The organism is Paenibacillus gorillae (genome assembly GCF_000513275.1).
Classification (GTDB): Bacteria; Bacillota; Bacilli; order Paenibacillales; family Paenibacillaceae; genus Pristimantibacillus; species Pristimantibacillus gorillae.
Window position 1 is genome coordinate 1 of sequence record NZ_CBVJ010000007.1, and the last position, 13,762, is coordinate 13,762.

Sequence of the window (13,762 nt, forward strand, 5' to 3'; positions counted from 1 at the left end):
AAGTATAGGATTGAAAGATTGCAAATTAGTGATTCAACACTAATTAATAAAGTTGAAACCATCATTTATAAATGGAGCGAAGTTCGTGCGATACTTGTAAAATATATCTACACGTCTAAATATTCATTAGATAAGTTTAACCATTCTATACAAACTCTAAATGATTTATTAACCTTGGAAGTCGAGGTGCATATTGAATTGAGTATGTATAGGGGATAATCCCTTTAGTTTAATTTTGCAAGGGTATTCCACGATTGAATCGTGGAATACCGAAATTTTCACTACTTTCAGTCTTTCGTTAATTTAATAACAAAAAACTTTTAATAGATGCTGTGGGTATCGCTGTAAATTGCTGATACAGAAAGTCCAGCTGCTTACAAAGGGGCCTATTTGATATTTAGTGATGGCCATGAAGTGCCAGAGAAAAAGGCAAGCGCTGGTGTATTGAGGCTTTCTTTCGTACGGCAAAGCAAGATCTTGCTTTCGGAAGATGTCACTTTACTATGAAAGAGTACTAACATGCTCATATAGAATTCTTGTTTACTGTAGCAACTTTGTTAGCCTACGCTTCATGGCAAGTAAACAAAGGAAGATGAGTGATGAGAGCAGTCTTGAACGAATCTGATGAGTCTATTTGATAAATGAATGCCATTTTTTAAGTGTAATGCGAGATTTTCGTATATTCAATCATAGATTCATAAAATTCCCGTTTAATTTAGCGAACTACATAAGTCATTAAAAAATAAATATAAGTTCCTATATTTGTTTTTATATAGTATATTATGTATATGTCATATGGTGATAGGTGAATGGGAATGAACATTGATATGATAAAAACAAACGAAATGTTAGCACCTGGTTGCACGAATCATTGTGATTTAAAACAAGAAGTCTCAATTTACTTAATTACAAGAGGTACAATGCTTGTCGAATGGCGTAATAACCAAGAACTTTTGGAACAAGGAGATGTCTTGGTGGGAGCCAAGTTTCGATTGAAAAATAATAGTGACTACTTTTCAACGATATGTGGCCTCATATTAAGAGATGACTCACTTGGCGATTTTTACAAAAATCCTGTAATTATAAAGAAAGATCAGCAAACAGATAATGACGAGTTGAGTAAATTGACTCATATGCTAAATTGCCCTCATAGCTTAGATGATATGCTAATGAACGTGATGAGGTACCTTCCTAAAGTTATGAATTCAATAGGGAGAATAGAATCAATTCTACCTCTTTCTAAATCGCCTATAGGTAGAATTGATTCTAGATTAATTATAATTAATCGTTATATCCGCGAACATTTCAATGAACCTCTTACTTTGCAGACACTAGCGGATCTGATACAATGCAATCCTGTTTATTTAAGTAATACATATTCTAAAATATTTAGAATATCTCCAATAAAATATTTACAGAAAATTAGAATGTCTAAGGCAAAGGTATTATTAACACAAACAAATGATCCTATAAACGAAATAGCAAATAAACTAGGATATTTATCAAATTCACAATTTGCTGATTTATTCAAAAGATTTTATGGTATCACACCAAGAGAAGTTCGTAAATATCAATTAACAAACAAATAATATCTGAAAATTAGGATGGAGATGTATGAAGCAAAATAATCTTGAAATTCTAAATTTAAGTGATAAAATGTGTACTTGGATTAGATTTTATGAATTCGATTGCATTAATTGATAAATCGGAAGAAGCCTTCAACAACAGGTTAGAATATGAAGAGTTTTCTTGATTGTTTTTTCAAAATATTTATAATATGGATTTAATATAAATTATGGTGATGATACAAGATTTCATACAGGTAAACAGTCTATTACTACAATATTCATTCCAAATGAGAGAGTCTTTGAGGATTATTATACTTAAATAATTTACTCCGCAGGTGGAGGATACTATCACCAAACTCCATTAATCCCCTATAGTTACTGTATTCCACAACATAGTTCTTCTACAACACGAACGAGAATCGATAATTATTACTTTTTAAAAGCAAAGGTTGTTGAAATGAGTGTGCTTACTACAATTGAAGTAGAGAAGAAAGAATAAATTTAGAGAAATTATTAACCTTTGATTTGAGTTGTTGGATGACGATGAACTTCGTCATCGGGATGTTGAACGGAAGCATTTATAGCCATGTCCAGGCGGTAGGATGAGCTAGCGTTTGAGATACGCAGTGATCTCTTCAATTTTTCGAAATGATTTTCCCTTGTCTTACTTGATTTACATATTCTTTCTCCGTTCGATCTCTTGAATAAACGCTATCGAGGTGATATTGAACGTATCAGATAAGTGGTAGTCTTATCGCATGCGTTGAACTTCAAAATGACCTATTCAGAAAATATCTCTTGTAGGGTTAGTGTTGTATCTGGAAAGCATGAATGGGGGAGACTCTGTAGGGCTTCATATTATCTTTCATCTAATGGGGAGTCGTCCAAATCGCAGATGGTTTGCAATTACAGAGGTTTCCTTTTGGTTGTCCTTGGAAAGTAATTCATAGCCCAACACTCGGTATTCAGATAGTGAGCCAAGTGTCAGTGAAAATGGAGCTACTTCCCATCCTGATGCGATGCTCCTGAACTTGTGGATTCGACGCAGTATCATTTTTTGGTATCAGTCCATTGTGATCGTTAAGCACAGCAAGGTAGAGAACTAAGTGTAGGGCTCATTTATGAAATGTATATGGTGAGTTTTCAAGTTTACATCTATACTAATCACCATTGGTGACATTACAATTACCTCACACTGTAAAGAAAACCAAGAAGGACTCAGACCTAGGTGCCCGTAGAATAAGTGACTTTACTCTCGTGAGTATATGGAAGCTGACGAGGAGACGATAGAAAATGAACCGGCACGACAAAGCATTCAGAGAAGAAGCAGTAAGTTGAGCGATGTGATTGGATCAAAGAAAGCCGTCGAGCAGTTAGGTATAGCTTACTATAATTTTAAGAAATGGAAAAATCGAAGAATCCTACACGGTGACGGAGTGCGTATTGGAAGCGGACGTTACTGTACATCTTTCGATAAGACTGCGCGTGAAATCGAATCAGAAAGAGAAATAGGGGAGTTGCGCAGCGCGAATGAAATTCTCAAGGACGCACTCGGTTTTTTCGCAAAAGACCGGGAGTGGTAAAGGCATGCCAGCTCTATGCTTACATCCGTGAACGACGGGATCGATGGACCGTCGAGGAGATGTGCGAAGTACTTGCTGTCAGCGAATCGGGCTATTACTGTAGCTTGAAGCCCGCATCTAAACAAGAGCGGCAGCAACGCTTTCTGGTCATTAAAGAAATCACTGGAGAAGCTCTACAACATGCAGGCCAACAAAAGTCGTAAAGGGAATTGTTGTGATAACGCGTATATTGAATCTTTTCACAGAGTACTATAAAGATCTGATTTACTGCAAAAATCCCTTACGAAAGAACGAGCCAAGTAGACTGTTTTTGAGGATATTGAACTTTTATACAATCGCAAACGTTTTCACAGTTTACTTACTGGGGTATCTGTCGACGGTGCAGTTTAGTGCGTGTTTCCAAATCTAAGATATCCTAAACTCTCTTAAATTACTGTCGACTTTCTTGATAGAGCTCTAAATTTAGTCGTCTTGATTGGGTTGATTAATAATATATATTATTTGGTAAATCTACCTCTTCTGAATAGGGTTTCAGCTATATGAATTAATGAGAGACAGTACTGATTTGATGCTGCCGATGTGGTTCACCGTATCCTAGAAGAGAGTTCTTTGAGAAAATATTCGTGAATGTTAACCAATAAGCTTAAGAGAAGAAGTCACTTCTTGAATATCTACGTCAGGTTCTCAGCCTAAATCTGTTACGTTACTGGTAGAGTAACAAATCTGTCCCTAAAGGTACAGGTACTTTATACCGAATATCAGCGAGGCTCAAGCAATAATCATCTGATCTACACTTTATATCTAAATTTACATATTATATTGACTTATATGGGATTTAATATAATATTTGTAGATGAATTTCAACAATGGTTTAGAATTTTTGAGGCTGAAAAATGATGTACAATTGTTTGTGTCACAAGAATTTGTAGCCTTTTCATGCAACAAAAAAATGATAATTTTTAAACTGAGATGCCACCAAGAAAGGAGGAACTCTACTCAAGTGTTACTATTAAGTAACGAGTTTTAGAGCTAGTTGAAAACTTGTTACTAGTTCAATATTAGAAAGCATCATGAAGGCTGAGATTATAGGCTTTATTGCTGATGAAAGAAATAGTAAATCATATCAATTAGCTGTAACGGTTATTACAATCTTCTTCTCCCCACCCAATATGGCTAGATTGAGGATCTCTAGGTCTTGTTTAAATAAGTAATTACTATGTACTACGTGGAATTAAAGAGTGCCCAACTAAGTAAATAAAAGAATATATAACAATTGAATAATTAGAGGACGGAGACTAAGTGATAGTTATTTTTTCTTGTTTTTAGAGGACGATAAGAGAGTATATCTGGAATTTTGAAAAATTATATCTAAGTATTATGTTGTGAAAAAATAAAGAAGAATGTGAGAGAGAATAATCCAGTTAATGTCATCAAGAATTTTAAGATTTTAGGTTCGTTGTTTGGTGTCTTTTAGATTCGCGTCAGAAAATAAATATTAATCTGAAAACCAAGTCAACAATAAATTATTTTAAAAAATTTGATTTTCAAATATGAAAAGAGGTATCTGTATTGTATGAAAACTAATCAGACATTTGATGTTGTTATTGTTGGAAATGGAGTATTGGGATTATCTTTAGCGCTAACATTGGTAAGAAGAAAATTACGAGTGGCATTAGTTGGTGAATCTAATAGACCATGGGCAGCATCTACAGCTGCAGGTGCAATGTTAGGGTGCTTTGGTGAAGTAACAAGTACGCTTCTGAAAAGTAAATATGGCCGTCTGAAACATGAATTTGCGGTAAGAGCAGTAGGGTTATGGGATGATTGGTTAAATGAGTTGGGTGATGGTTTAAGTATTGATGACATTCGCGTTGCAGATGGAACAGTTGTAATCCATAATACCGTTGGTTACTCAAAAATAGATGATGTGAACTTCGAAGCAATACGAAAATCATTGATCGAGTATAATGAGCAGTTTGAAGATATTAATCCTGCAGATGTTAAGTGGCTTGATCCAGATTCAGGTTCGCGTCCTGCAAAGGCAATATATATACCAAATGAAAATGCAATTAATTCAATTAAATTATTACAAGACTTAGAGAAATCATTTATAACTTATGGTGGAACATTAATAACTGATTCGGGTATTCGTATAGAGTCTAATGCAGGTGTAGTTGATGCATTAGTACTTGATTCAGGGGAGAGACTCATTAGTAACAAAATAGTATTAGCGGCTGGAGTCAAATCACAGGATTTGTTAGATAATATCCCTGATGTTGCTGAACGTATACCACGATTGGTTAGTGGTTACGGTGTTTCAGCTTTGGTAAGCACTAAGGATGGAACAACTCCAAATAGTGTTATTAGGACGCCAAATAGAGCCTTTGCATGTGGGTTGCATCTTCTTCCGCGCAGTAAGGGGGAAGTATATATTGGAGCAACTAATGTTATTTCTCCTAAAGTAGTAGATGCACCTTTAATAGAGGATGTTATATTTCTTCTAGAATGTGCACACCGCCAGGTGCGAAAAGATTTATCTAAAGGTAATATAAATTGTATTCAAGTAGGAAATAGACCTGTTTCTCTAGATGGATTTCCCCTTTTGGGTGAAACAGATCTTAATGGTCTATGGATTATGACAGGGACTTATCGAGATGGTTTAACACTCTCTCCATATTTATCTCGAGAGATGGCAAAGCTGATTTGTGGCGAGGTTGCTGATTCTGATTTAGAGATGTTTAAGCCAGTTCGATCACCTATTCAACCGCTTACTCGTGATGAAGTTATACAGGAAACAGTGGAACATATGCTGGCAACTGGATATGAAAGTGATTGGCGTATTCCAGCTGGGTGGCATAATCTTATAGAATATAACCTTCATACAGAATACGAGAAGTTTGTTAAAAACTTCGATTCAGTGTATACACCACCTGCAGAGCTACTAGAAGCATCAACAAAAGATCGAAACATTTTGAAAATGCTTTATAAGTACTATAACGCTGTGAGACAAAGTGAATTGGTATAGTTTTAATGAATAAATATTTCAATATTTTTGAATTTATAAATCATTTATATAAAATTGATAACACTATGTATTTGAATCAAATAAAAATAGGTGATTAAGACTACATGAAACTCTTTTGTATCCCACATCTTGGCGGATATTCATCGTCTTTTGCTTCATGGAAAAATAAAATGGATAGTAGTATTTCAATATATCCACTAGAGTTACCAGGTCGAGGTGTTCGAATGTTGGAACCTCTATGTGAGGACTTTAATTGTGCGGTACAAGATTTATATGAAGTGATAATCCAAACTTTAAGTAAAGGAGAACGTTATGCAATTTTAGGACATAGTATGGGTGCCTTACTCGCTTATGAATTGGCAATTTTGATTCAGAATTCAGCTATACAACAACCGGATATATTGTTTATATCGGGGCGATATCCACCTCATATTATTTTAGATGAGCCGGGCTTAAATGATCTCAAGGATGAAGATATACTGCAATATTTATTTAAATTTAACGGTATTTCAAAGGACTTTATTGTTAGTCAAGAATTGCAAAGAATATTTCTGCCTATACTGAAGATGGATTATAAACTGTTAGCAAACTATACACCTAGAGTTGTGACTTTAAACTGCTCGATCACTGTATTTGGTGGGAATGAAGATGAGGGTGTGAAACAAGAACATTTATCCGAGTGGCAGCGGTATACGACTAACGAATTTAATGTTCACATGTTAGAGGGGGGGCACTTTTTTATCATTGAGGAGCCTGAATCAGTAATTCAACGTATTACAAAACAATTAATAAGAGGAAAATAAGTAATGTTCCTAAGAATAATGACCACATTATTTGTGAAAGATGTGAAAAATATGGTATTGAAGTTAATGGATTTAAGGTAACATTAAGAAATATTATAAGAAGTAGGGTTTTCCATGGAAGAGATGGAGAATGAGGGATAACCACGGTTCATCGTAAAACAAGTCTGGAGATAGCGATTTTTTTGAACATCTTTGCGTAGTTTCTTCTACGTGTTTGAACGTCTTTGGAATACCAAATTCTCGGATGACGCGTTCTGCGAACTTTTCATTGTAGTCGCTGCTCTGAAGATCGATAATCTTCAGAGTAACATTCATATTAGTGAGGCTGTTCATTGGTTTAAGGCGTTTGTGAAACACTTTGTTCATACTCTCATTAGGGTTGGATGTATAGATGGCTTCCTTGATCGTATCAGGAAACATATTAAAGGTCAGTATGGACCTCTGTCAAGAAAGTAGACACTTCTTAAGTGTATCAACTTACTTTTTTGTAATAGTTCAACTCAAATTGATTGGGTGACAAATACCCCAACGAACTATGGATTCGTTTCCGGTTGTAAAACAGTTCAATTTACTCGAACATCTCTTGTTGTGCCTGCGCTTTTGTCTTGAATTTCGTGCAGTAAACGAACTCTTTTTTCAGTACACTGTGGAAGGACTCGATACAAGCGTTATCGTAGCAATTCCCCTTACGGCTCATACTTGCTTTCATTTTGTATTTTTTTAATCGCTTGCGGTAGTCCTCCGAAGCATACTGCGAGCCTCGGTCCGAATGGTGGATCCGTTTTTTCTTTGGCTTATGTGATTCGTACGCTTGGTCTAGTGCTGCCAGAACAAGATCTTTTGTCATTCGATCCGCGAGCTTCCAACCCACGATCTTGCGTGTGTATAGATCAAGGACGCTGGCCAAGTACATACGGCCTTCACGGCAAGGGATATACGTAATATCAGTTACCCAGACTTTGTTAGGTGCTATCGTCTTGAAGTTCTGGTTGAGAAGGTTTGGAGCGATGGGTTGATCATGACTAGAGTCGGTCGTGTTTACCCGGAATTTTTTCGATACGCAAGAACGCAACCCGTTCTCTTTCATGAGTTTGCTAACCAAACGCTCCGAAACCTTCCATCCTTCTTTGCGAAGCAGGGCGGCAATTTTCGGACTTCCGTAACGATTGAGCGAATCGTGAAAAAGCTAGGCAATGCGTGCGACCAGCGCCTTACGACGTTGCTGATAGTTGTTCGGATTGCCCATCTCCGAGTGCCACTTATAGTAACCGCTCCTTGATACATCGAGCACGCTACACATCTTCTCTAATCGAAACTCGGAGCGATGATTTTCGATGAACTGAAATCTTAGTTCCTTTCTTTCCCGAAGATGTGTAGCGCCTTTTTTAAGATTTCAAGTTCTTCCCGTAAGTCGGCATTCTCGAGATCTTGCTTTTGTTTACAGCTTCCATTTCACGCAATTGTTGTTCTAAATGACGGATTTTATCGGGTGAAGCCTGGACCTCCGTTTGAATCTCTGCTTGAATCTCACTACGGTATTTTTGTTTCCAGTTATGCAATAGACCTGCCGAGATATCCAGTTCCCCTGCGATTTCTGGCATGCTTTTGGATTGTTCTAGAATGTACTTTACCGTTCGTTTCTTAAACTCTTCTGTATATTTGTTTCGTGATTGCTTTTCCATGCCAAACACCTCTCCTCGTTAATGTTATTATCTTTCTACACTTAACGAGTGTCCACTTTTTATTCTAGTTGCAGTAATGTCGGCAGAGCTGGTTTTCTCATTATTTCATTTCATTAGAATATAGCTCCCCAGAGTTGGCTTTGACCATGTCTAAATCCGCTAAAGTCACCCTGCGGCTAAACGAGTTGTAGACTTCTTATGTCCTAGAATATTGCGAATTTGACACCCACCTTGTGCACGTTACAGTGTTATACATCGGATTTCGGATAAGATCTCTCGTTAAAGAACATCTCGAGTCCAAGCAGGCCGTCACTAACGTAAAGTAAGACCTCTGTGGCACCCACACGGCAGTAGCTCTTCCCAACAATTCGTGCTTTCGTCTCCACCAGTATAGAAACCAAGGATTTGGTGGTGATCGTTCTCGTCGATTATCATGGTAAAGTAGATAGATAGCTTCTGCACTTACCGTGATGTATTGGAGTAGCATTTCAAAAGTGGACTAACCTGCCATTTGCTGAATATCTTCTGATTAGGTCGCGGTGATGTTGCTGACGCTGGTTGGCGTGTAGTGGCTGCCAAATATGTCCTCAATGAAACAAGCAACGTCTCGCGTTCCTTTATATTTGAATAACCGCTCCTCTAATCATTCGCCACGTTGCTGGTAGACTCAAAACTTGTGTTTGAAACAAGCTGCCACGGTCATGTGGGACCGACAGGTCTAGGATATGGCCATACATTTTATGAAGAATGCACTTGTAGTAGCTATTTCAACTATTATATGAATAAAATATAATAGTTGTCCAGGACAAATAGATTTGTCAACGTACTTTGAGTATAGTAATCAATGAGTAGGGTTCCTTTTTAGTGATGTTGCAATCCCGAGAATACCTTTATTTTTATTATCTAACAAATATTGGTGCATATACTATTGTACGCCGTCAGAATTAAATTATACACAATATTCTACAGTGCAGAATGTTACATAGTCCAAAGGTTAATTATTTAGATGAACTGTTAATGTTAACGCATTAGTAGTTTAAGTTATCTTGGTATTGACGGAATAGAAGAAAAATAATCATCTAAAAGCAGGGAGAATCAAAATAACTCCCTTAATGATACGATTAATTATATGATCGTATAAGCTCTAACCTGGATGATCGTAATTCAACAAGTGTACTGAAGATCAAGTTGGAGTTTGAGTTGATCTGGTAACTCACTCTATCTCAGAAGGATCAGTGCCATGGACTGTGCATCCATCTTGAAATTAGGTGTAAATTGAACCATTGTGGAGTTGTCAAAAAAAGTGCAGTCTGCCTCTCTCACAGAGAACTCCTGCTATTAAGCTGCTGCTTGTACAGCATTCTTTCGCGATAAATAGTTGGCGGCCAGCCCCCTGGATTAGCGGTGTAGATACGCCGCCTGTTGTAGTAGACCATGATGCATCTGAAAATGATCGGTATTTCATACGGCCATCGGATAACGCTCCGTGTTGATTTTGTACAGCTTTTCTTTCTTTAGCGTAGCAAAAAAGCTTTCCATCCTTGCGTTATCATAGCAACTTCCTGTGCCGCTCATGCTCTGAATGGCATCTCGTTTAGCTAGTCGCATTCGGAATGCATGGCTCGTGAATTGACTGCCCCGATCACTGTGAAAAATCATTCCGCGAGCATTTCTTGCTTCTCAAAGGCTTGGATGCAGAGCTCTCATTTTGTCGTCCATGGCTAGGCCTACAATCTCTCCGTTAAAACAATCCAGGACCGCGGACAGATAGAGCTTGCCGTCTGAACAAGGAACTTCGGTGATATCCGATAACTACTTTTGGTTGGGTGCTGAGGATTTGAAGTCTCTCTGGATCAGGTTCTCGCTCTTTTGAGCTGCGGCATCCTCGCGTGTAAAGCCTTGTGGGGGACACTTGGCTTTCTTCAGCGGGCCCTACTTCTTCATCATTCGATAGATGGTGCTGTAGCTGGTCGAGATCTTTATTTATGACAGTGCCAGCAGAATGCGCTGGATAGCGTAATATGACGTTCCATCGATCCCGTCGTTCACGAATGTAAGCATAGAGCTGGCATGCCTTTACCACTTCCGGTCTTTTGCGAAAAAACCGAGTGCGTCCTTGAAAATTTCATTCCCGCGACGCAGCTCGCTAATTTCTCTTTCTAAGTCGATTTCACGCGCAGTCTTATCAGCAGATGCATAAGCGTCCGCTCCCGATATGCGCTCCGACGTCGTGCAGGGTTCTTCGCTTGCTCCACTCCTGTAAAGTCAACCCGGCTTTATTACAGTGAAATGAGTAGTTTACTTCTTTTTTACAAATTTAAGTAACAAAACCTAATGTACTTTCTAATCGACTAAAATGATAAATAGCTACCCCAACAGCGACAGAAAGATTTAAAGAATCAATTTCAGAACTATGGGGGATAATTAGACTAGTACCGAGATCATGATATCTATCATCCAACCCAGACGATTCATTACCAAAAACAAGACTAAATTTTTCATTTGTATTAATTAAGGTTGAATGGAGAGGTATCTTGCTGTTTAACATAAATAAAAACAACTTATTGTTAAATTTTGAAACATACTGATTAATATCGTCGAAATAACTGATATTTATTTTAAAGACAGCCCCCATGGAACCTCTTACTACTTTGGGATCAAATACATCTGTTCCTGGTTTGATAATACCAAGATCTTTGATGCCAAATCCTACCATCGTTCTTATAATAGTACCTAAATTACCCATATCACTTGGATTTGCAAGTAATATATGGTTTTCATTTTCTATTAATGATGAATTATATTTCTCGAAGATACCAACAGCATAACAATTTTCTTTCTTAGTTAGTTTATAAATGAGTTTATCATTTACTTCATATGAAATCCTTCCTTTATTACATAAGTCAAGTATAAGATCAACACCGGTATTATTTATACCTTTAGAATGCAATAGGACTTTTCTAACCACGTTTATTCTATGATGTAGTAATTCGATAGTTGGATAAACACCAAAAGAATATGAGAAGTCTAGGTCTTTTTTATATACTTGATAAGCCAAAGTATTTTCTCTCCCTTTTTTATTTATTGCCACCGCTTAGCAAGAATGTAAATAGATTTGCAGGTGTTACTACACCAACAGTAATATTGGTATTTATACAGTATTAAGGAATAATATTACTACTAGTGGTATATTTTTCTGTATTAATCAATTATTTCCTTAAAAATAAACTTTTTTTTCTTTACGTTTGAAACAATAATCGAATTGATGATAATATCTTATCTCTACAACTTTCCCTAATCATCTATTCATCCCCTTAAACTTCTTCTAGATTACCATAATTAGATGTTGAAACATAATATTTTACAATAGAAACCGTCACAGTATTTGACAAGTAGGAGAAGATTTGATTAAAATCAACGATTGACAAATAGTCGGATGTCCGATGTCGATTACATTCAATCAGAATACCTCCTTATAAAGGCTGAAATTTCTTGTGAAATAATGGCGGCATTCTACTGTCGCATTTGTTCATTGGAATTGATGGAAAATTACAATCTTCACATTCTAATTGCGCATAGTATTCACAACGCTGCAAACAGCAAAGGTGTGGTATGTCTTTTCGCCTTGCTTACACCATAGCTATAATCCAACCCCCGCTGCGCAGCGGGGGTTGGATTATATTTCGGACTTCTTGCATTTCCTAACGAAATAACATCCTGATCAGAGTTACACAATGTGCAACATTATTTTTAGCTAAACTGAATAGCTTTGATGAGTAGTTCTTTTGCAGTTGAACAGGAACGAAGATTGACGTCGAAATGCTGATGGTTAAAAGATTTTATTAAGGCCTATAAATAAGGGTATTTAATACGAAGTTTTCTCATAAAGTCATGATTTACGAATATGATAATACGAAAAACAAATTCCTCTTTTATGATAATAAAATTAACGGAAAATGTGTAAGTCTTAGTTGTACAAATTGTGATCTTAAAAATATAAATCCAATGTGTAGTATATAAAATGATTTATTATACAATATTTTTAATACTAAAATCTATATTTATTGTAGGCTACATCTTTTGGATATAACTATTTTAATGAAACGATACTTTATTTGGAGACAATTCGTAAAAGAATACTCTTTATTTTCTGAAATATTCAATTATTTTTAGATCCTCATATGGAATAAAGAAAAAGAATATGAACAAGTAAAGAAAAGTTGGTGATGGTGTACTAGTGGATGAGGAAGTACTAAATGAGATCCTCTTTCAACTATAATCCCTAAAACTATGTGGAAATTAAGTGTGATATTAAATTGTCGAGCTGACAAAGCGATTGAGTCGTTGTCGCCTAGTAAGAGAAACTGGCGACGTTTGAAGCTCTATATATCGAGAATAAGAGATGCAGAACTTCTTGCTAGAGAAATAGTGAAAGCCGAAAAAATGGGGATTTCGTGGTCGTATGTTTCGAGGTAGAGAATTGAGCGCTTGTGAAACTTTATTATAAGTTTTCTAACCATAAGGGTTCAAAAGGATGCTCAATCACTTAAGTAAAAGTATGATTTTTACTAAGAAACTTTTTTGATTACAAACATTAATCTCCCCATTTTGATATTACGATTCATCTGTCTAATGATTTATGTACAATTAATTGTCGAACAGTCGGAATACCTTATGTTTTTGATATCGTATCATTTGAATACTTTTAAATTAATAAAATTTTTAATAACCTCATCTTCCTTTTGAAAGAAAAACCCTATGTAACACAAATCTCCATCAATAATTTTTGTTCTTTTTTTATAGCACTGTTCATCCTTCCAGGCTTCATGATAAAAAAGCATTCTTTGCTCATTTTTCTGAATAAATCTAATACACCGGAAAAGAACGTTGCCATTTCTTTTCATGATTAAATCTTCATGCAATAAGTCCTCTCCAGGAATTCCAGTTGTCATTAATGAATTATATATTTTTTTTATTACATCATTGTTAAACGGATTTTTTTCTGTCACAGCTAACCTCCTGTCATTTTATGAAAACCAAGTCAACACATTAAAGAAAAGTATAAGTTTAATTAGAAAATATTCACTAACTGTGTATTGTT

At 36.2% G+C, this 13,762-nt stretch carries 8 protein-coding genes and 1 pseudogene; 4 read left to right on the forward strand and 5 right to left on the reverse strand.

Annotated features, from left to right (window positions below; all coding sequences use genetic code 11):
- Positions 1-809: 809 nt before the first annotated feature.
- The 4 genes from TY10_RS28520 to TY10_RS00235 all read left to right on the forward strand — a co-directional run bounded on the left by TY10_RS28520 (position 810) and on the right by TY10_RS00235 (position 6,979).
- On the forward strand, positions 810-1,589 hold the full coding sequence (locus TY10_RS28520; protein ID WP_081735040.1) for a helix-turn-helix transcriptional regulator: 780 nt from the start codon (positions 810-812) through the stop codon (positions 1,587-1,589).
- 1,313 nt (positions 1,590-2,902) lie between these two features.
- Positions 2,903-3,151, forward strand: a complete 249-nt coding sequence (locus TY10_RS00225) for a transposase (protein ID WP_155985631.1) — start codon at positions 2,903-2,905, stop codon at positions 3,149-3,151.
- Positions 3,152-4,724: 1,573 nt separating this feature from the next.
- Positions 4,725-6,176 carry an NAD(P)/FAD-dependent oxidoreductase gene (locus TY10_RS00230; RefSeq protein WP_042159304.1) on the forward strand — a complete coding sequence of 484 codons (1,452 nt, stop codon included), beginning with the start codon at positions 4,725-4,727 and terminating at the stop codon, positions 6,174-6,176.
- A gap of 104 nt (positions 6,177-6,280) precedes the next feature.
- The gene (locus tag TY10_RS00235; RefSeq protein WP_081735043.1) at positions 6,281-6,979 is read left to right on the forward strand and encodes a thioesterase II family protein; all 699 of its coding nucleotides are present in this window, start codon (positions 6,281-6,283) and stop codon (positions 6,977-6,979) included.
- Positions 6,980-7,204: 225 nt separating this feature from the next.
- On the opposite strand, the pseudogene TY10_RS32395 reads toward TY10_RS00235, so the two are convergent.
- The 5 genes and pseudogenes from TY10_RS32395 to TY10_RS00265 form a co-directional block, all read right to left on the reverse strand.
- Positions 7,205-7,417: pseudogene (locus tag TY10_RS32395) on the reverse strand (IS256 family transposase); the annotation flags it as partial.
- Between the two features lie 130 nt (positions 7,418-7,547).
- A complete protein-coding gene (locus TY10_RS00245) occupies positions 7,548-8,126 on the reverse strand; it encodes an IS3 family transposase (protein ID WP_155985632.1) in 579 nt (192 codons plus the stop codon).
- A gap of 238 nt (positions 8,127-8,364) precedes the next feature.
- Positions 8,365-8,661 (reverse strand): transposase, encoded by a 297-nt coding sequence (locus tag TY10_RS00250; protein WP_052350265.1) that lies wholly within the window; start codon positions 8,659-8,661, stop codon positions 8,365-8,367.
- Positions 8,662-10,978: 2,317 nt separating this feature from the next.
- Positions 10,979-11,719: a TrmH family RNA methyltransferase gene (locus tag TY10_RS00260; protein ID WP_042159313.1), complete on the reverse strand. Its 741-nt coding sequence runs from the start codon at positions 11,717-11,719 to the stop codon at positions 10,979-10,981.
- Between the two features lie 1,633 nt (positions 11,720-13,352).
- A complete protein-coding gene (locus tag TY10_RS00265; RefSeq protein WP_042159315.1) occupies positions 13,353-13,670 on the reverse strand; it encodes a hypothetical protein in 318 nt (105 codons plus the stop codon).
- Positions 13,671-13,762: the final 92 nt, after the last annotated feature.